The sequence below is a fragment of the Halomonas alimentaria genome (assembly GCF_009902005.1).
Lineage (GTDB): Bacteria > Pseudomonadota > Gammaproteobacteria > Pseudomonadales > Halomonadaceae > Halomonas > Halomonas alimentaria.
Genome location: NZ_WUTT01000001.1, coordinates 1 through 19,568, shown reverse-complemented (window position 1 = coordinate 19,568; position 19,568 = coordinate 1). Strand labels below are relative to the sequence as shown.

The 19,568-nt window shown below is 66.8% G+C and carries 17 protein-coding genes and 1 rRNA gene; 10 read left to right on the top strand and 8 right to left on the bottom strand.

Annotated elements, in window-relative coordinates:
- The first annotated feature begins 2 nt into the window (after nucleotides 1-2).
- From pheA to GRB96_RS00065, 5 genes are all read left to right on the top strand, one after another.
- Nucleotides 3-1,094, top strand: coding sequence for a prephenate dehydratase (gene pheA, locus GRB96_RS00085; protein ID WP_161429884.1), 1,092 nt, complete (start codon nucleotides 3-5; stop codon nucleotides 1,092-1,094).
- A gap of 15 nt (nucleotides 1,095-1,109) precedes the next feature.
- Nucleotides 1,110-3,377 carry a bifunctional prephenate dehydrogenase/3-phosphoshikimate 1-carboxyvinyltransferase gene (locus tag GRB96_RS00080; protein WP_338073995.1) on the top strand — a complete coding sequence of 756 codons (2,268 nt, stop codon included), beginning with the start codon at nucleotides 1,110-1,112 and terminating at the stop codon, nucleotides 3,375-3,377.
- Nucleotides 3,374-4,072 (top strand): (d)CMP kinase, encoded by a 699-nt coding sequence (cmk, locus tag GRB96_RS00075; RefSeq protein ID WP_161429882.1) that lies wholly within the window; start codon nucleotides 3,374-3,376, stop codon nucleotides 4,070-4,072. Before GRB96_RS00080 ends, cmk begins: the two co-directional genes overlap by 4 nt.
- 180 nt (nucleotides 4,073-4,252) lie before the next feature.
- Nucleotides 4,253-5,929 carry a 30S ribosomal protein S1 gene (gene rpsA, locus GRB96_RS00070; RefSeq protein WP_161429881.1) on the top strand — a complete coding sequence of 559 codons (1,677 nt, stop codon included), beginning with the start codon at nucleotides 4,253-4,255 and terminating at the stop codon, nucleotides 5,927-5,929.
- A gap of 365 nt (nucleotides 5,930-6,294) precedes the next feature.
- The gene (locus GRB96_RS00065) at nucleotides 6,295-6,675 is read left to right on the top strand and encodes a histone-like nucleoid-structuring protein, MvaT/MvaU family (protein WP_161429880.1); all 381 of its coding nucleotides are present in this window, start codon (nucleotides 6,295-6,297) and stop codon (nucleotides 6,673-6,675) included.
- Between the two features lie 106 nt (nucleotides 6,676-6,781).
- On the opposite strand, the gene GRB96_RS00060 is transcribed toward GRB96_RS00065, so the two are convergent.
- Nucleotides 6,782-7,591, bottom strand: coding sequence for a helix-turn-helix transcriptional regulator (locus GRB96_RS00060; protein ID WP_161429879.1), 810 nt, complete (start codon nucleotides 7,589-7,591; stop codon nucleotides 6,782-6,784).
- Between the two features lie 435 nt (nucleotides 7,592-8,026).
- Here GRB96_RS00060 and GRB96_RS00055 point away from each other — a divergent pair, with 435 nt between their 5' ends.
- Nucleotides 8,027-8,323 (top strand): hypothetical protein, encoded by a 297-nt coding sequence (locus GRB96_RS00055; RefSeq protein ID WP_240894104.1) that lies wholly within the window; start codon nucleotides 8,027-8,029, stop codon nucleotides 8,321-8,323.
- Nucleotides 8,324-8,334: 11 nt separating this feature from the next.
- Here the strand turns inward: GRB96_RS00055 and GRB96_RS00050 are convergent, their stop codons facing one another.
- Both GRB96_RS00050 and queC read right to left on the bottom strand, forming a co-directional pair.
- Nucleotides 8,335-8,601 carry a YkgJ family cysteine cluster protein gene (locus GRB96_RS00050; protein ID WP_161429878.1) on the bottom strand — a complete coding sequence of 89 codons (267 nt, stop codon included), beginning with the start codon at nucleotides 8,599-8,601 and terminating at the stop codon, nucleotides 8,335-8,337.
- Nucleotides 8,598-9,308, bottom strand: a complete 711-nt coding sequence (gene queC / locus GRB96_RS00045; RefSeq protein ID WP_161429877.1) for a 7-cyano-7-deazaguanine synthase QueC — start codon at nucleotides 9,306-9,308, stop codon at nucleotides 8,598-8,600. Before queC ends, GRB96_RS00050 begins: the two co-directional genes overlap by 4 nt.
- Nucleotides 9,309-9,504: 196 nt before the next feature.
- Here queC and trhP point away from each other — a divergent pair, with 196 nt between their 5' ends.
- From trhP to GRB96_RS00030, 3 genes are all read left to right on the top strand, one after another.
- A complete protein-coding gene (gene trhP, locus GRB96_RS00040) occupies nucleotides 9,505-10,929 on the top strand; it encodes a prephenate-dependent tRNA uridine(34) hydroxylase TrhP (protein WP_161429876.1) in 1,425 nt (474 codons plus the stop codon).
- 115 nt (nucleotides 10,930-11,044) lie between these two features.
- Nucleotides 11,045-11,659 carry an anti-virulence regulator CigR family protein gene (locus GRB96_RS00035; RefSeq protein ID WP_161429875.1) on the top strand — a complete coding sequence of 205 codons (615 nt, stop codon included), beginning with the start codon at nucleotides 11,045-11,047 and terminating at the stop codon, nucleotides 11,657-11,659.
- Between the two features lie 188 nt (nucleotides 11,660-11,847).
- Complete coding sequence (locus GRB96_RS00030; RefSeq protein WP_205743458.1) at nucleotides 11,848-13,227, top strand: IS1380 family transposase; 1,380 nt, start codon at nucleotides 11,848-11,850, stop codon at nucleotides 13,225-13,227.
- Between the two features lie 249 nt (nucleotides 13,228-13,476).
- On the opposite strand, the gene GRB96_RS00025 is transcribed toward GRB96_RS00030, so the two are convergent.
- The 5 genes from GRB96_RS00025 to GRB96_RS00005 form a co-directional block, all read right to left on the bottom strand.
- Nucleotides 13,477-13,713 (bottom strand): DUF2789 domain-containing protein, encoded by a 237-nt coding sequence (locus GRB96_RS00025; RefSeq protein ID WP_161429873.1) that lies wholly within the window; start codon nucleotides 13,711-13,713, stop codon nucleotides 13,477-13,479.
- Nucleotides 13,714-13,832: 119 nt separating this feature from the next.
- Nucleotides 13,833-14,891: an asparaginase gene (locus GRB96_RS00020; RefSeq protein ID WP_161429872.1), complete on the bottom strand. Its 1,059-nt coding sequence runs from the start codon at nucleotides 14,889-14,891 to the stop codon at nucleotides 13,833-13,835.
- Between the two features lie 82 nt (nucleotides 14,892-14,973).
- Nucleotides 14,974-16,185 (bottom strand): efflux RND transporter periplasmic adaptor subunit, encoded by a 1,212-nt coding sequence (locus GRB96_RS00015; protein WP_161429871.1) that lies wholly within the window; start codon nucleotides 16,183-16,185, stop codon nucleotides 14,974-14,976.
- 15 nt (nucleotides 16,186-16,200) lie between these two features.
- Nucleotides 16,201-18,567 (bottom strand): ABC transporter permease, encoded by a 2,367-nt coding sequence (locus GRB96_RS00010; RefSeq protein ID WP_161429870.1) that lies wholly within the window; start codon nucleotides 18,565-18,567, stop codon nucleotides 16,201-16,203.
- A gap of 4 nt (nucleotides 18,568-18,571) precedes the next feature.
- Nucleotides 18,572-19,303 carry an ABC transporter ATP-binding protein gene (locus GRB96_RS00005; protein WP_161429869.1) on the bottom strand — a complete coding sequence of 244 codons (732 nt, stop codon included), beginning with the start codon at nucleotides 19,301-19,303 and terminating at the stop codon, nucleotides 18,572-18,574.
- 212 nt (nucleotides 19,304-19,515) lie between these two features.
- On the opposite strand from GRB96_RS00005, the gene rrf reads away from it, so the two are divergent.
- Nucleotides 19,516-19,568 (top strand): 5S ribosomal RNA (rrf, locus tag GRB96_RS15860); the annotation flags it as partial.

Below are 19,568 nucleotides of genomic sequence, written 5' to 3'. Positions count from 1 at the left end.
CCATGAGTGACACCCCCATCGATCTAGATGCGCTGCGTGACCGCATCGACGACCTGGACAGCCAGCTGCTGACGCTGATGAACGAGCGCGCCGAGTGCGCCCAGCGGGTCGCCCAGGTCAAGACCGCCGCCGACGCCGGGGCGGTATTCTATCGCCCCGAGCGGGAAGCCCAGGTGCTGCGCCGGATCATGGCGCTCAACAAGGGGCCGCTGGATAGCGAAGAGGTGGCGCGGCTGTTCCGCGAGATCATGTCCGCCTGCCTGGCCCTGGAGCAGCCCATCAAGGTCGCCTACCTGGGACCGGAGGGCACCTTCACCCAGCAGGCCACCCTCAAGCACTTCGGCGAGAGCGCGGTGAGCCTGCCCATGGCCGCCATCGACGAGGTGTTCCGCGAGGTCGAGGCCGGCGCGGTCAACTACGGCGTGGTGCCGGTGGAGAACTCCACCGAGGGAGTGATCAACCACACCCTGGACTCCTTCATGGACTCAGGCCTGCGCATCTGCGGCGAGGTGGTGCTGCGCATCCACCATCACCTGCTGGTGAGCGAGACCACCCGCCAGGACAAGGTCTCGCGTATCTACTCGCATCCGCAGTCCTTCGCCCAGTGCCGCAAGTGGCTCGACGCCCACTATCCCCAGGCCGAGCGGGTGCCGGTCTCCTCCAATGCCGAGGCGGCGCGCCTGGTCAAGACCGAGTGGCACAGTGCGGCCATCGCCGGTGACATGTCGGCCAAGCTCTACGGCCTCACCCGGCTCGCCGAGAAGATCGAGGATCGCCCGGACAACTCCACGCGTTTCCTGATCATCGGCAACCAGGACGTGCCGATGTCCGGCGAGGACAAGACCTCCATCGTGGTGGCCATGCGCAACCAGCCGGGTGCCCTGCACGACCTGCTGGAGCCGTTCCATCGCCACCAGATCGACATGACCCGCCTGGAGACCCGCCCCTCGCGCAGCGGCGTGTGGAACTACGTGTTCTTCATCGACTTCAAGGGCCACCGCGACGAGCCCCGGGTCGCCGCGGTGCTGGAGGAGGTGCGCCTGCGTGCCGCCGAGGTGAAGGTGCTGGGCTCCTACCCCGTCGGCGTGCTCTGAGGCATGGCATCACTGGTGAAACAGCCGGTCGCCGAGTCCCGCATCCTGATCGTCGGGCTCGGCCTGATCGGCGGCTCCCTGGCCGCGGCTCTGCGCGACGCCGGGTTTCGGGGCGCCATTCTCTCTTGTGACCCCGACCCGGACGAGATCGCCCGCGGCATCGAGATGGGGCTGATCGACGGCGGCGACACGCGTCTCGAGAACGTCATCGACGACGTCAGCCTGGTGGTGCTGGCGGTGCCGGTGCTGGCCATGCGTGGCGTGATGGGCGAGCTCGCCGGCCTGCTTGCGCGCGCCGCCCCTGAGGTGGTGATCACCGATGTGGGCAGCACCAAGGCCGCCATCCGCGACTGCGCCATCGCCGCCTTCGGCCGCGTGCCGCCGAACCTGGTGCTTGGCCATCCCATCGCCGGCTCCGAGAAGAGTGGTGTGGCGGCGGCCAACCCCGAGCTCTATGTCGACCACAAGGTGATCCTCACGCCCGAGCCGGATACCGACCCGGCGGCGCTTGCCCGTGTGCGTGCGCTGTGGGCGGCGTGCGGCGCCGAGGTGCTGGAGATGGACGTGGCGCGCCACGACCAGGTGCTGGCACGTACCAGCCACCTGCCGCACCTGCTGGCCTTCTCGCTGGTGGATACCTTGGCCCGCCAGGACGAGCGCCTCGAGATCTTTCGCTACGCCGCCGGCGGCTTTCGCGACTTCACCCGTATCGCCGGCAGTGATCCGGTGATGTGGCGCGATATCTTCACCGCCAACCGCGACGCCGTGCTCGCCTCCCTCGACGACTTCGAGGCCGGTGTGGCGCGGCTGCGTGATGCCGTGGAGCGCGGCGATGGCGACGCCATGCTGGCGACCTTCGATCGCGCCAGCCACGCCCGGCACTACTTCGAATCCCTGCTCAACAAGACCAGTTATCAGGCGGAATACCAGATGCAACAGCAAGGCAAGCTGCGTTACCGGGTGAGCCCCGGCGGCGCCGTAGTCGGACGCATCCGCGTCCCCGGCGACAAGTCGATCTCCCACCGCTCCATCATGCTCGGCGCCCTGGCCGAGGGGGTTACCGAGATCAAGGGTTTCCTGGAGGGTGAGGACAGCCTGGCCACCCTGCAGGCGTTTCGCGAGATGGGCGTGGCCATCGAGGGCCCCCACCAGGGTCGCGTGACCGTCCACGGTGTGGGCATGCACGGCCTCAAGGCGCCCTCCGGGCCGCTCTACGTGGGCAATGCCGGCACCGCCATGCGCCTGTTTGCCGGGCTGCTGGCCGGCCAGTCCTTCGATACCGAGCTGACCGGCGACACCTCGCTGACCAAGCGCCCCATGAACCGGGTGGCCGATCCGCTGCGCCTGATGGGTGCCGAGATCGACACCGCCGAGGGCGGCCGCCCGCCGCTGCATCTCCATGGCGGCCGTGCGCTCAAGGGCATCACCTACGACATGCCCATGGCCAGCGCCCAAGTGAAGTCCTGCCTGCTGCTCGCCGGCCTCTACGCCGAGGGCGAGACCCGCGTGCGTGAGCCGGCACCGACCCGGGATCATACCGAGCGCATGCTGACCGGGTTCGGCTACGCGGTGCATCGTGAGGACGATACTTGCTGGCTCGAAGGTGGCGGCAAGCTCACCGCGGCCCCCATCGACGTGCCCAGCGATATCTCCTCGGCCACCTTCTTCCTGGTGGCGGCGGCGATCACCCCCGGCTCCGACCTGGTGCTGGAGCATGTCGGCATCAATCCGACCCGCATCGGGGTGATCAATATCCTCCAGCTCATGGGGGCCGACCTGCGCCTGACGAACGAGCGTGAGGTGGGCGGCGAGCCGGTGGCCGACCTGCATATCCGCTACGCTCCCCTCAAGGGCATCGAGATCCCGGTGGATCAGGTGCCGCTGGCCATCGACGAGTTCCCGGCGCTGTTTATCGCCGCGGCCAACGCCGAGGGCACTACCCGACTGCGTGGTGCCGAGGAGCTGCGGGTCAAGGAGTCCGACCGGCTGCAGGCCATGGCCGACGGACTGGCCGCCATCGGCGTCGAGCACACTCTGTATCCCGATGGCATCGATATCGTGGGCGGTGGCAATGTCGAAGGTCCCAACTATGGCGGCGGGCGCATCGACAGCCTCGAGGATCACCGCATCGCCATGGCGTTTGCCATCGCCGCCCTGCGCGCCAGTGGGGAGATCATCATCGATGACTGCGCCAACGTGGCCACCTCCTTCCCCGGGTTTGTCGACCTGGCGCGCAAGGTGGGACTGACACTGCAGGAAGAGTCGAACGAGGAGGGCGCATGAGTGAATCCCGGACCCAGGCACCGGTGCTGGCCATCGATGGCCCCGGCGGTGCCGGCAAGGGCACCATCAGCCGCCTGGTCGCCGAGCGGCTGGGCTGGCACTTGTTGGATAGCGGTGCCCTCTATCGCCTGACCGCCCTGGCCGCCGGCAAGCATGGCGTGTCCCTGGAGGATGAGGCGCGGCTCGCCGAGGTGGCGCGCGGTCTCGATGTGGTGTTCGTGGCCGAGGCCGACTCCACCCGGGTGCTGCTCGAGGGCGATGACGCCACCACCACCATCCGCACCGAGCAGGTGGGCGACGCCGCCTCGCGGGTCGCCGCGCTGCCCGCGGTGCGCGAGGCGCTGCTGAGCCGCCAGCGCGACTTCCGCAAGCCCCCCGGGCTGGTGGCCGACGGGCGTGACATGGGCACGGTGGTATTCATTGATGCGCCGCTGAAGATCTTTCTCACCGCGAGTGCCGAGGAACGCGCCCATCGCCGCCAGCGCCAGTTGCGAGAGGCCGGGGTGGATGCTAGTCTATCGAGTCTTTTGAAGGAGATTCAGGCGCGCGACGCCCGCGATATGCAGCGCAGCGTGGCGCCACTCAAGCCGGCCGATGACGCCATCACGCTTGATACCACGCGCCTGACGATACCGGAAGTGGTGGATCGGCTGACGGAGCTCCTGACCCAACGCGGTCTGCTCCCCGACGCCTGAAACTCCCTTGCGGCGCCTCCGGCAGCATGTGATGACGTGGCTCGGCACCGTTAGCCGAGAGCCGAGCCAGGTCGAACCAGCGCCAACATCTCCGGGGGTTTGGTGAATAAGGCCCGCACTCGCTGGTGGTGCGGAGGAAGCGGCTCCGCCGCACTTTAACGTTGATCACGTAGGAACATCATGAGCGAAAGCTTTGCTGAACTTTTTGAACAGTCTCTCCAGGACATCAACATGGAGCCCGGCGCCATCGTCGTGGCTACCGTCGTCGACATCGAGGGTGACTGGGTCACCGTCAATGCCGGCCTGAAGTCCGAAGGTCAGATCCCCTCGGCCCAGTTCCGTGACGAGAACGGCGAACTGGCCATCGCCATTGGCGACGAAGTGCACGTCGCCCTGGAGGCCGTCGAGGACGGTTTCGGCGAGACCCGCCTCTCCCGCGAGAAGGCCAAGCGCGCCGAAGCGTGGAAGGTGCTGGAAGCCGCCTTCGAGAAGGACGAGATCGTCAAGGGCGTGATCAACGGCAAGGTCAAGGGCGGCTTCACCGTCGACGTCGACTCCATCCGTGCCTTCCTGCCGGGTTCTCTGGTCGACGTGCGTCCGGTGCGCGACACCACGCACCTCGAGAACAAGGAACTCGACTTCAAGGTCATCAAGCTCGACCCGAAGCGCAACAACGTTGTCGTTTCCCGTCGCGCCGTGCTCGAGGCCGAGAACAGCGCCGAGCGTGAGGCCCTGCTCGCCACCCTGCAGGAAGGCCAGCAGATCGTCGGTATCGTCAAGAACCTCACCGACTACGGCGCCTTCGTCGACCTGGGCGGCGTCGATGGCCTGCTGCACATCACCGACATGGCCTGGAAGCGCATCAAGCATCCCAGCGAGATCGTGGCCGTGGGCGACGAGATCACCGTCAAGGTGCTCAAGTTCGACCGCGAGCGCAACCGCGTCTCCCTGGGCCTGAAGCAGCTGGGCGAGGATCCCTGGGTCAACATCAAGGATCGTTACCCGGAAGGCACCAAGGTTCACGCCACCGTCACCAACCTCACCGACTACGGCTGCTTCGCCGAGCTGGAAGAGGGTGTCGAGGGTCTGGTCCACGTCTCCGAAATGGACTGGACCAACAAGAACATCCATCCGTCCAAGGTCGTCCAGGTCGGCGACGATGTGGACGTCATGGTCCTGGATATCGACGAGGAGCGTCGTCGTATCTCCCTGGGCATCAAGCAGTGCACCGCCAATCCCTGGGAGACCTTCAGTGCCACCTACAACAAGGGCGACCGTGTTGCCGGCACCATCAAGTCGATCACCGACTTCGGCATCTTCATCGGCCTGGAAGGCGGCATCGACGGCCTGGTTCACCTCTCCGACATCTCCTGGACCGATACCGGCGAAGAAGCAGTTCGCCAGTTCAAGAAGGGTGACGAGGCCGAGGCCGTGATCCTCTCCATCGATCCGGAGCGTGAGCGCATCTCGCTGGGCATCAAGCAGCTGGATACCGATCCGGTCTCCGAGTTCCTGGCGGTCAACGACAAGGGCTCCATCGTCACCGGCCGTGTGGTCGAGGTCGATGCCAAGCAGGCCCAGGTCGAGCTGGCTACCGATGTCGTTGCCGTGCTCAAGGCCTCCGAGATCAGCGCCGACCGCGTCGAGGATGCCCGCAACGTCCTGAACGAAGGCGACAGCGTCGAGGCCCGCATCATCGGTGTCGATCGCAAGAACCGTCAGATCAACCTCTCCATCAAGGCCAAGGATCAGGACGACACTCGTCAGAACCTGAAGAAGCTGCGTGAAGAGGCGCCCGAGAGCGGTGGCCCGACCACCATCGGCGACCTGATCAAGCAGCAGATGGGTCAGGACTGATCGGAAGCCCGCTTCCGACGGACAAGAACCGCCGCCCTTCGGGGCGGCGGTTTTTTTTAGGGGGCACATATGCGAAGCCACCTTGCGGCATTGGGGGGCCCCTTTTCTGTTCGGTGGCTGTTGGGTGAACTCTGGATTCAGTAATTCGTCGAGTCGACTTTCACGGCGTCGGTGCCCAGGAGTTCAACTTCTTCGGGTTGCTTGGCAACTCATCCGGTGGACTCCATGAAATGTTATCGCCCTTATAAAGTGCGACAACTTGATTCAATCGGATAACTCGCCCAGACTATTGCAATAAGACGTTATTACCACACATAATGCTTCCCCGTTGTTTCCCGCCAAACCCGCATCAAGGAAAACACTAGATGTCACTTCTTAACGAATACATGCAGATGGAACAGCAGCTGAAGGAACTCCAGTCCAACCTGGACAAGCTGCAGAACGACAAGCGTCTCCAGAGCGAGCTCGAGTTCAAGGACAAGCTGGAAACGCTGATGAAGGAGTACGACAAGAGTGCCGCGGACGTCATCGCGCTGCTCGACCCCAAGCCGGCGGCCTCAGCCCCGAAAGCGGCGGCTTCCTCCGCCACCGGCACGCGCCGCAAGCGCAAGTTGAAGATCTACAAGAACCCCAATACCGGTGAAGTCGTCGAGACTCGTGGTGGTAATCAGAAGACCCTGAAGGCGTGGAAGGACGAGTTCGGTTCCGATACCGTCGAGTCCTGGCTGGTGCGTGTCGAAGAGTAAGCTCGGAGTTATCGACTCGGTATCGGATTGTGATTTTCAGTCCGGCGAGCATGCAAAAACGGCGCCTTCGGGCGCCGTTTTATCGTTGCAGTCTCGCCGAGTCCGGTCAGCCTGTCTCGAGCAGGGGCAGCTGGATTTCGACCCCCGAGTCACTCTTTACCAGGCGTATTGGCTCACCGCTGTAGTGTTCGGCCATGTCGGGCAGTGCCGTCAGCAGCGAAGCCAGGGTGTCATCCAGTGCACGATGATCAGTGAGCTCGATGCAGGCACAGCGTTCCGTCGGCATCCGCAGCATGCGCAGCGACGGGGGGACGGCCAGTGAGTTGGCTGCCTGTTCATCCACCAGCACGCCGGTGTCGCGACGCGGCAGGCAGGTGTCCATTCGCGGGGTATACAGCAGGGTGATGGCCGCGGCACGTTCGGGGGCACCGGGCAGGGGGAGTTGATAGCCATTCAGGCACCTGTGCCAGCTATCGGGAGAAGGAAGCGTATCGGTCGCTTCATACTGGCGTGCCACTACCGCCGCACAGGATGGTACCTGCCTGATCCGTGGCGAGACATCCAGGCCGGCCCCGGTAGCGGCCTCGGCCAGCGCCTTGCGCCCGTCCCGGCGGTGTTGGCGCGGACTGCAGCGGAAACGGCGCAGAAAGGCGCGGCTGAATGCCGAGTGGTTGGTGTAGCCGCAGAGCCGGGCGATCTCCCGGATGCTGATTGGCGTATGGACCAGCAACCTGCCGGCCTTCTCGAGACGCAGGGCCTCACGGTAGGCACTGGGTGACATGCCGAAGTACTGGCGAAAACGCCGCCTGACCTGGGAGGTGGAGTAACCCAGTCTCTCGGCCAGGGCTTCAATGCTCTCCTGGCTCTCCAGGGTGTCCTGCAGCCAGATCTCTGCTCGCATGATCTCGTTGAACATTGTCTGGCCCTGTTCCTTGCGGATGATCCCGTCCGGGCGTTGGCCCGGCCCTCTTCTTTGCCAGGCAGATGCTGAGGCCTCGCAATCCGGGGAGTGGTCGCGTATCGCGCCTGATTCCTTTATGCGTGCTAAACAACAGCAAAGGCAAGTTTGGAATACACCTTTGCGCGCTGATGCATAGTTTCACTGCTCCCGGTCACAGTCTGGATCAAGGGCGTAATTCCCGGCTAATCCTGGGAGGGGGAACAGGGCTATCGTAGCTAGCCATAGGGTGATAGCGAAAGGCGCCGGGAAAGCCTTTCCATCTGCGGTAGCCCTGGCAGGAGGAAGGGCGCCCCTTAGCCGCGCGCGTGAATAGGGGTATAATCCTCGCTTCTCCATCCGGGCGGCGGTGCCGCGAGCACATCCCGTTCGCCCGCTTTACGACGATCAGGCATGAAACAGCAGACTCCACGCAAAGCCATGGGTGAGCGCGATAAACTGCGCCAGTTCCGGGAACTCGACGACGCCTTCGCCGAGGCACTACGCGAGCTGGACTCTTCTCCAGCGGCCGAGCCGCCCGCCGAACTCGAAAGCAGGCAGCCAGCAGCGGCGGAGGTGGAGGTCGCACTGGCCGAGCCTGGTGAGGATTTCGAGCAGCGTCTCGAGGCGCTGATGGCGGAGTACGAGCTCTCTGCCGAGCGCGTCAGGGAGCTGTTGCAGACCCTGCAGCGCTACGGGCTGAGCGCCTGACGCCCTCCTTCCTACCCCTCTCCGGTATCCCGTTCCAGCGCGGCGATGCGGGCCAGTGCCTGGTCGCGGTGGCTGCCACACAGCTCGCTGTCGAACTCGAAGCGGGCGCAGACCGCCGGACGGCGCGGATCGCCGAACAGCCGGCAGAGGTTGGCGTCGTCGAGCTGCACGCAGCGCACGCCTGCTGGCTTGCCGTTCGGCATGCCGGGAATCGGGGAGGAGATCGAGGGGGCGATGCAGCAGGCGCCACAGCCGGGCCGACAACCGTCATGGCTCATGGCGTGACTCGCCCCGGGGCGGCATAGGGCAGGGGATCGTCGACGCCGTTGGTGGCGAAGGCGGCCAGCCGCTCGCGACAGCTGCCGCAGCGCCCGCAGGCCAGCTCATCCCCCCGGTAGCAGGTCCAGGTGTCGGCGTAGTCGAGCCCCATGGCCAGGCCGTCGGCGAGGATCTCGGCCTTGCTGGCGTACAGGTAGGGCGTATGGATCTCGACGGCCTCGAAGTTGGCGATGCCCGCCACGGTGTTCATCGCTTCGACGAACTCGGGCCGGCAATCCGGATAGAGCACATGGTCGCCGCCATGGGCGCCGTAGTCGACCCGTTCGGCGCCGATGTTCACCGCTTTGGCGATGGCAAGCGAGAGCAGGATCATGTTGCGGTTGGGCACCACCGTGGCCGTGAGATTCTCCTCGGCGTAGTCGCCCTCGGGCAGCTCGCGGCGCGCGTCGGTGAGCGCCGAGGCGTCGATCAGCCCATGGATGGCGCGAATATCCACCACTTGGTGGGATACGCCCAGGTGGTGGCAGACGCGCGCGGCCACCTCGAGCTCTCGGGCATGACGCTGGCCGTAGTCGAAGGAGAGGGCGTGGACCTCGTATCCCTCGCGCAGGGCGCGGTGCAGCACGGTGTAGGAGTCCATGCCGCCGGAGTAGATCACCACGCTGGCGAGGCCGGCCGTCGTCGAGGGGGAGGCAGAAAGTGTCATGAGAAGGCTCTCTGGTCGGAGAATTTGTCGCGCCGCAGCGCGGCGTTTCGGGGTCCGGTCCGGCGCCGCGCAGTGTACTCAAGTCGCCACTTTCTGGCCAGATTCGATGTCAATTGCTAGACTTTCTCGCCTTCCCACCCCTGCACCCGTGGCACTATCGCCCCGGGCGCCATCGTCCTGACAACGGTGATCCCACATGCAAGCTCCCGAACTGCTCTCCCCGGCGGGGACGTTCAAGAACATGCGCTACGCCTTCGCCTATGGCGCCGATGCCGTCTATGCCGGCCAGCCGCGCTACTCGCTGCGCGTGCGCAACAACGACTTCAAGATCGACAACCTGCACAAGGGCATCGCCTATGCCCATGAGCGGGGCAAGCAGTTCTATGTAGCCTCGAACATCGCGCCGCACAACAGCAAGCTCAAGACCTACCTGCGTGACATGGAGCCGGTGATCGAGGCCGGCCCGGATGCGCTGATCATGTCCGACCCGGGCCTGATCATGATGATCCGCGAGCGCTGGCCCGAGCAGGTGATCCACCTCTCGGTGCAGTCCAATGTGGTCAACTGGGCGGCGGCCCGTTTCTGGCAACAGCAGGGCATCAGCCGCATCATCCTCTCGCGTGAGCTGTCACTTGAAGAGATCGCCGAGATCCGTGCCGAGTGTCCCGACCTCGAGATCGAGACCTTCGTCCACGGCGCGCTGTGCATCGCCTACTCCGGACGCTGCCTGTTGTCGGGCTACTTCAACCATCGCGATCCCAACCAGGGCACCTGCACCAACGCCTGTCGCTGGCAGTACAACACCGTGGCCGCGGCCCATGACGAGACCGGCGACCTGGTCCCGGCCAACTCGGCCGCGGCGCACTCCGCCAGCGGTCTGTGGACCCCGGGAGAGGGAGGCGCTCAGGGTGGACTGATCGCCTCCGGAGGCGGCAGCACTCGCCACAGCACCGCCACCGCCGGCGGCGTGGAGGGCCAGGACGAGCTTTCGGCGCTGATCGAGGATGCCACCCGCCCCGGCGAGCTGATGCCGATCTTCGAGGACGAGCACGGCACTTACATCATGAACTCCAAGGACCTGCGTGCCGTCCAGCACGTGCCGAGGCTCACCGAGATGGGTGTCACCTCGCTGAAGATCGAGGGGCGCACCAAGTCCCACTACTATGTGGCGCGCACCGCCCAGGTCTATCGCCGTGCCATCGACGACGCCGTGGCCGGTCGTCCCTTCGACATGCGCTTGATGGACGAGCTCGACAACCTGGCCAACCGCGGCTATACGGAGGGCTTCTATCGCCGTCATGTCCACGACGAGTACCAGAACTACGAGCGCGGCAACTCCGTGGGTGTGCACCAGCAGTTCGTCGGCGAGGTGATCGGCTACGACCCCGACCGTGGCGTGCTGGAGATCGACGTCAAGAACCGCTTCGAGGTAGGCGATGGCATGGAGCTGATGCTGCCCGGCGGCAACCGCCGCTTCACCCTCGAGCATATCGAGAACCGGCGTGGTGAATCCGTGGGCGCCGCCCCCGGTTCCGGCCATGTGGTGCGCATCCCGGTGCCCGGTGAGGCGATCGCCCCCGAGCGCATCGAGTTTGCGCTGCTGATGCGGGACCTCGGCTGACCCCGGTGCGGGTCTTCTGTCCGGTGCTGTCGCTGGGTGGCGACAGCAGAATCCATGCCGGCTGCATGATTGGGGACTAGGCTATCGTCATCCACACATGGAACCGGAGGTTCTCATGAGCAAGGGAATCGATCTGCGCACGGCCCTGGCCGCATCCGGCCTGGCACTGCTGCTGGCAGCCGGCCCGGCGCTGGCCCAGCCCGCCGACAACCCTGGCCGTGGCCAGGGCCAGGAACAGCGCAAGGGCCCCCCCGGCCAGCAGAAGCAGAAACAGCAGCAGGAGACCCGGGAAACTCGCGAGCGTCGCGAGGAGTCCTACCGCGAGCGTCGTAACGATGACTATCGTGACCGCGAGCGCCGCGATTACGATAAGCGTCGCGACCGCGATGACCGCCGTGACTACGGCGAACGCCGCGATTACGATGAGCGCCGCGACTATCGCGACCGGGACAGGCCGATCATCGACGAGCGTGACCTGCGTCGCCTCTTCGGCGAACGCCGCGACTGGGTCCGCGAGGATGAGCGCGCGGGTCTGTCGCCCGGCATTCGCATGAACCTGGAGCGCGGCAAGCCGCTGCCTCCGGGGATCGCCAAGCGCTTCGATGAGCGTGCCTTGCGCGACCTGCCGCGCTATGACGGCTACGAGTGGCGCCGCGTCGGCCCCGATGCGATCCTCGTCGATGCCGCCAACGAGGTCATCTATCGGGTGATCCGCGACGTGCTCTACTAGGCCCACAAGGCTCGGCCGTCAGCCGAGACAACAACGAGCCCGCCCCTCGAAAAGGGGCGGGCTCGTTGCATTGATACCGGGACCCCGGCTTATTCATGAGGTCGGTCTGAAAACGAAGGTAGCGGATGGTATTCTCTTGAAAATTCAGTGTGTTCCGCCAAGAACCTGAACCAAGAGAGCCATCCGCTATGGGTGAAAGCCTATCCACCTGGACGCCCTCGTGCAACGGCGCTGTCCGTGTTGAGCTGAGCGGCCAGCGAACCACCAGCGACAGTGGCGCTCTGCTGCTGCGTGAAGCCCTCGACAACAGCGGCGTGATCGAGGCGCTGGAAGACAATCTGGTCGACCTCCGCAACCCGCTACGCATCCACCACTCGCTGGCCAGCCAGCTGCGTACCCTGGTGCTGCAACGGGCGATGGGCTGGATCGATCTCAGCGATACCGACACGCTGCGCCGTGACCCGCTCTGGCAGTTGGCCTGCAGCGACGCGCGCGGGATGACGCCCCTGGCCCAAGACAGGCCGTCTCAAGCCACGTTGTCGCGGCTGCTGAGCTGCCTCGGGCGCAACGACAATATCGATGCCGTGCACGAAGGCCTGCTGCGGCTGGTGGTCTGGCGCCTGAGCTCGCTGCAGAACGGCGAGCGTCCCAAGCAGCTGACGCTGGACATCGACGGCCTGCCGATCGAAGTCCACGGCCACCAAGGAGGGTCCGCATTTCACGGACTTTACGGTGCCCGCATCTACTCGCCGCTGGTCGCCTCGCTGGCCGAGACCGGCGACATGGTGGGTGGGCTCCTGCGCGAGGGCAACGCTGGCCCGGCTGAGAACGCCGATACTTGGATCCCGCATCTGGTGCGGCGACTCAACGAGAGTACCGGCGCTCAGGTACGGGTGCGCATCGACGCCGGTTTCACTGACAACGCGACGCTGGAGGCCTTGGAAGATCGCGGCATCGAGTACCTGGGCAGGCTGCGCAGCCACACGGGCCTGCAGAAGCTGGCGGCACCGCACCTGAAGCGGCCACCAGGCCGGCCACCCGAGCAGCCTCGCGAGTGGAGCCACGATCTGGAGTATCAAGCGGGCTCTTGGTCGGCACCGCGTCGCGTCGTGCTGGTGGTGCAGGAACGCCCCGATGACCTGCTGCTGCATGCCTTCTTCCTGGTCACCAACCTCGGCAAGTTCGACTGGCCGCCGGAGAAGGTCCTGGCGCTCTACCGCAAGCGCGGCAGCGCCGAGGCGCACATGGGCGAGGTGAAGTCGGCGCTCGACGTGCACCTCTCGTCGACCGATCGCGGCGCCTCCACCGTTCAGGACGTGATGGCGCGCAACGAGGTGAGCCTGCTGCTCAGCCTCTACGCCTACCAGGTCCTGCATGGCCTGCGCTGCTTGCTGGAGCGGCAGACCCGCCAAGGCTGGAGCCTCAGCCGGATGCGCGAGCAAGTGCTGAAGGTCGCCGCCACGCTGAGGCTGCACGCTCGGCGAATCACCGTTCATCTGGGTGCCGCCGCCGACAAGTGGTGGCCGACGCTGCTGAAGGGGCTGCCGAAGCTGACCGCACTGAGCTGACGCTCCTGCGAGACCACCACAACATCAGAAAGCGAGCGACTGGAGCAGGGGTCGGCGATCACGTCTGCTTGGACGGCCGCAATTGATTCTAAAGAGCTATAAGAAAGCGGAAAAGGGGCCGCATTCTGGCATTACTCAACGACCATTCGCGCTGAAGAAGCCAATCTTGATGAGCGATGCCGCCAGCCAGCACTTTCAGACCGCCCGATCAACGCCCTCGTGAATGAGGCGGGGGGACCTGAAAGGGCGTCAGCCCTTGCGCAGCGAGGTGTTGAGATGGTCGACCACCTCGGCCCAGTCGGCATCCTCCTCGATCGCCTCGCGCAGGAACTCCGCCTGGCCCTCGTTCCAGCAGGGGGCGTCGGGCAGGGCGATATCCTCCGGGATCGGGGCATGACGATCGATGAAGCGCTTGATCGCCTCGGGCTCGGAGGCGAGCCCAAGCTGCTCGAAGAGTTCGGTGAAGGGATGGTCAGGGTGTTCCATGACGGTGCTCCTTGCGTTGGCCAGGGGCGGTACCTGAGTGGCGACCGCGGGGAATGCCCTTCCCACCATAGCCGCTCTGCGCGCCTGTTGCCTGACCGGCGTCAACGTTTGGCTTTCCGCTACAATCGCTCGCCCACCAGGGGAGAGAGGAAGCGCCGCCGCCGCTCGACATCGGCGAGTGGCTGGGCGAGCAGATGGACCAGCTTGGCCAGGGCCGCCTCGGGCGTCATGGCATCCCCCGAGATCACCCCGGCCGCCTTGAGACCCTGGCCGGCGGCGTAGTCGCCGGGGCTGATGGCGCCATGCGGGCACTGACTGATGGCGACCAGCAGCTTGCCCTCGCCGCTGGCCCTGGCCAGGACCCCCAGCAGGGCCGGGTCCTCGGGGATATTGCCACCGCCCCATACCTCGAGCAGGGCCCCCTTGAGGTGGGAGTCGTCCAGCAATGCCGCCAACTGGCGGGCGGTAATGCCGGGCCATAGGGCGATCCGGGCTACCCCGCCATCGCACAGGGGGGCGTAGTCGGGCAGCTCGAAGCGTGGCGCGCCGCGCTGCTGTCGCTGCAGGCCGCGTCCCGGATAGAGCACGGCATCGCTGCCGACCCGCTCGCCGAGCAGCGGATAGTTGGGGCTGGTGAAGGCCGCCGCGTCGCGGGTATGCCACTTGCGGGCGCGCGCGCCGCGCAGCAGCCTGCCGTCGAAGGCGATGGCGACCTCCTGAAGCGCCGGGTTGGCGGCGAAGCGCAGCGCCAGGGCCACGTTCTCCGCGGCATCACTGCCGGGCGCTTCCAGGGGCTGCATGGCGCCGGTAAGCACCACCGGGCGGTCGATGCCCTGCAGCTGATAGGCGAGGCTGGCGGCGCTCCAGGCCAGGGTGTCGGTGCCGTGGAGCACCACGATGCCGGCGTGGTCGCGGTAGCGCGCGGCGATCACCCCGGCCAGCCGCGACCAGTCGCGGGGGGTGGCGGCGCTGGAGTCGATGGGCGCGTCGAAAGCGAGCAGCCGGTAGGGTGGCAAACCGGCACCAGGCCCGGGTGGCAGCTGCTCCAGGGCGTGCGCGAGCCGCTCGGCGATATCGCCGCCCGGCGCCAGCCCCTCGGGCGTCTCGCGCATGCCCAGGGTGCCGCCGGTGTAGATCACCAGCAGGGGATGAGAAGGGTCGGATACGGGGGCGGTCATGGGCGGCTCCGGGGCGATGGCAGCGCCCAATGATACCCGGTGACCGTGGCGTCACAACCCCACGCTGCCACCCCACCGGCCGTCATGGAGCCACTGCGACCCGGATGCCATCCTCGACCCGCTCACCGGGGTGCACGATCACGCGGTCCCCGGCCTCCACGCCTGCCAGCACCTGGGTGACCAGCCCGCTACGCCGCCCCGGCGTCACCGCGACGCGCCGGGCACGTTCCTCCTCGACGCGGAACACCGACCATTGGCCATCGGCGCGGAACAGGGCGCTGGTAGGCAGCTGCAGCACCTCATCGGCCTGCCAGATCAGGAATTCGGCATCGACCCGGAAGCCGCTGCCCAGGCCCAGCTTGGCGGGAGCACTCTGCGCGTCGAAGTCCACGATTACCGGCACTCGCTGCTCGTCGACGCCCAGCGCCGAGACCCGGGTGAAGCCGGCGGGCTCTATGCGTCGCACCCGACCCGCGAGGGGAGCCTCGCCGCCCCAGCCGGTGAGGCGCACCGGCATGCCGGGACGTATCCTGACCGCGTCCATGGAGAGCAGGTCCACCTGCACCTCCAGGGTATCCAGGCTGCCGAGCTCGAGTATCGGGTCACCGGCGGCCACGCTCCCCTCGCAGCAGCGGTAGCGGTTCAACACCGTGCCCTCGATGGGCGAGCGCACCTCGAGTTCGGGATGCTCGATGTCGCCGCGCTGGCCGCTATCCATCGCCAGGACGGCCCGGGCGCTCTCTACCTCGAAGCGAGCCGCCTCAACGCTGGAGGCGGCGGAGCGCTCCACGGCACGCTGGCGGTCGCGCTGGCTGCGCCGCTGATCCAGGTCGGTGCCGGAGACCAGGTTGCGCTGGTGCAGCGTCTGGTAGCGCTCGAACTCGGCCTCGGTGAAGCGTCGCTCGGCGCGGGCCGTTTCCAGGTTGGCCTGGGCCGCGCGCAGCCGCGCCTCGGCGACATGCAGGGCGTCCTCGGCCTGCTGGCGCGAGCGTGGATCGAGTGCCGGGGCAGGGCTGGGTTCCAGGCGAAACAGGACCTGTCCCCGCTCCACCGCGTCGCCGACCTCGAGAGTCACCCGCTGCAGGTAGCCGGCGATGGGCACCGAGACGTTCCAGGTATTGCGCAGCCGGGTGCGCCCCTCCTCGGTCACCGACTCGACGAAGGGCGCGACCTCGACCCGGGCCACGCTCACCGCCACCGGCGCCGGGCGCAGCGCCCAGGCCAGCAGGAGCAGCAGGCCGAGGGCGGCCAGGCCCCAGGCCAGGCGGCGAATCCAGCGGTGTGACGGTCTCATCGCGTTTCTCCCCGATTAAGCTGACGCCTTGAGCGAGCTGACCATGTCCAGCCGGTTCAGGCGACGTACCAGCATGATACCGACCAGCAGCGATGCCACCAGCACGCCACCGGCGGCGATGCCGAATGCCTGGGGGGTGAGTACCAGCGGGATGCGGAACATGTCGTTGCTGAAGGCCTGGTTGAGCAGCCGGCTGAAGAGGATCCCGAGGGCCCAGCCCGGTGGAATGGCGACCAGCGTCACCAGGGCGATCTCGCCGAGCAGGATGCGGGCTACCTCCACTCGGGTGTAGCCCAGCACCCGCAGGGTGGCCAGCTCCCGTGCCCGTTCGGCAAGGGCGATGCGGGCATCGTTGTAGACCACGCCGAAGGCGATGGAGGAGGCGATGGCCACGAAGATCAGCGCGAACAGCAGCAGCGTCTCGTCCAGGTAGTCGCGGATACCGCGTTCGGCCTCATCCAGCAGGCCGATGGCCGCCACGCCGGGCATCTCCCAGAGGGCCGCATTGAGTGCCTCGCGGTGGGTATCATCCACCAGCAGCCAGGCCCCGCTGATCGCGGCCCCCTCATCCAGCAGGGTGTTGAGTTGTCGGCGTGGCAGATAGGCACCCACTCCCAGCGGCTCGTCCAACAGTGCGGTGAGGGTGAGCGCCAGGCGCTGGCGCCTGCCCTCCATCACCTGCACCTCCAGGGTGTCACCTACCCGGGCGTCCAGCGATTCGGCCAGCCAGCGGGTCAGCATCATGCCCGCCTCGGGCAGGCGTTGGGGGCGATCCTGCGCGTCCAGCACCTGGCGCAGCTGCGGCCTGGCCTGCATGCCCAGCAGGGCGGTGCGCTCCTCGCGATGGCCATGTATCAGCGTTACCGGGACCCGGCGCCAGCCCTCCACCGCCAGCACGCCCGGCAGATGGCGCAGCTCCCCCAGGGCCCGGGTCGATGTCGGCTCGTTGAAGGTCAGCTCCACGTCCATGCGCAGCACCTGACGATACTGCTGGTCGATCATCGCCTCTACCGCATCGAGCTGATAGGCCCCCATCATCAGCAGCGCCACGGAGAGGGCGATGCCGGTGACCGAGAGGCTCGCCTTGGCGGGATGGCGGCCGAGGTTGCGCAGCACGATACGCCCCGCATGGCCGAGCAGCGCCCCGGGCAGCAGGCGCTCGAGCCAGGTGCGGCGGAAGCGTTGCGGTGCTGGGGGGCGCATGGCCTCGGCGGGCGGGCGGCGTACCGCTCGCCACACCGCCCGCCAGGTGCCGAGCAGCGCGGCCAGGCTGACGATGGCCAGCGACAGGAGCAGCGCCCAGGCGGGTATCCGGAAGGGCATCTCGGGGAAGCGGAAATAGTCGCGATAGATGGCGGCCAGGCCGCTCGCGGCCCAGGCGCCGAGCGCCACCCCGAGCGCCCAGCCGAGCAGCACGATCGCACCGGCCAGCAGGGCGAAGTGGCGAGCCAGTTCACGGTCGTGATAGCCGAAGGCCTTGAGCACGGCGACCTGCTCGCGCTGGGTCTGGATCAGGCGGCCCATCACCACGTTGAGCAGGAAGGCCGACACGGAGAGAAAGATCGCCGGCAGCACCGTGGCCTGGATGCGTTGCTGGGCGAGTTCCTCCTCGATGAAGCGGTGGGAGGGCTGCTCATCCCGGCTCCAGGCACCGGTGCCGCCGTAGCGGGCCAGGACCAGGTCCAGGGCATCGATCACCTCCTCGCGGCGGGTGCCGGCCTGCAGGGTCAGGCTGAGGCGGTTGAAGGCGCCCTGCATGCCGTGGGCGTTGGCCAGGGCGCGGCGGTTCATCCACAGCACGGCGTAGCGTCGATAGTCGGGCATCAGGTCGCTGGGGGCGACCTGGTAGAGGAGCTCCGGGCTCAGGGCGATGCCCGTGAGCCTGAGGGGAACACGGCGCCCGTTGATGATCGCCTCCAGGCGGTCGCCTGGCACCAGGCCGTGGGCCTCGGCGAAGGCGTCCGAGACCACCGCCTGGTCGTCGCGGCCCGCTTCGGGCAGGCTGCCGGCGACCAGGTGGAGGCGGTTGAGCAGTGGCTGGCGACCGTCGGGGATCGACAGTGCCAGGCCGCGGATGGGGTCCCGGAAGCCGGCCAGCGAAAGACGCATGGCGGCCTGCACCCGGGGCTCGATCAGGTTGACCCCCTCGATCTCCTGAAGGCGCTCGACCAGGCCGAGCGGGGCGCGCTTCACGTCGGCAAACACCTCGGCGAAGTGGTGACTGGCGTAGAAGCGGTCCCGGGCACCGGAGAGCGCGTCCAGGGTGGTCACGGCGAGGATCAGGGTCATCACGCCGCCGGCGATCACCACCGCGATCGCCAGTGCCTGGCCCTTGAGGCGCCACAGGTCGCGCAGCAGCTTGCGGTCCAGGGTGCGGGTCATGGGCTCACCAGCGCAGCTCGCAGGCGGGGCGGCGACGGGCATTGGCCTGGATCTCGTCGACCCTGCCGTCACGCAGGCGGATCACCCGGTCGGCCATCTCGCCGATCACCTCGTTGTGGGTGATGATCGCCACTGCGGCACCGGTCTCGCGGTTGATCGTCTCGAGCACCTCGAGGACGCGTATGCCGGTGCGGAAGTCCAGGGCGCCGGTGGGCTCGTCACACAGCAGCAGCTCGGGCTGCTTGGCCACGGCCCGGGCGATGGCCACTCGCTGCTGTTCGCCACCGGAGAGCTGGGAGGGAAAGTGGTCGAGTCGCTCGGCCAGCCCCACCAGGGCCAGGGCGGTCTCGGGGGGCATGGGGTCACGGGCGATCTCGGTGACGATGGCCACGTTCTCGCGGGCGGTGAGGCTCGAGATGAGGTTGTAGAACTGGAGCACGAAGCCGACATGGTGGCGACGATAGCGGGTGAGCTCACGCTGGCTGGCGCGGCCGAGATCCTGGGCGTGGCCGTGACGATCGATATGGCGCACCTCGCCCTCGCTGGCGCTGTCGAGGCCGCCCAGGATATTGAGCAGGGTGGACTTGCCGGAACCCGAGGCGCCCAGCAGTACCAGCAGTTCGCCGTGATAGAGGGCCATATCCACGCCGCGCAGGGCCTGGATGGTGACCTCGCCCATGCGATAGCGCCGCGTCAGCCCGCGGGCCTCCAGGGCGATCTCCTTGCCGTCATCCATTGCGGGCCCTCCTGGCGATGCACTGCCCACAGTCTAGTGTGGTGTCTCACAAGTAAGTACTATAAATATAGTCTATCCTGATACCTGAATTCCGCACCATTGCTGGAGGTGGCCCGTGAGGCTTGACCATATAACACCCAAGGGGTCTGTGATGACCCACGACGCCGGATACGCAAGAGACGTGTCGTGTCAGCATGAATCACCGTTTTTCGCCTGACGACCATAGCGAGCGTGAACCACCTGATCCCATGCCGAACTCAGCAGT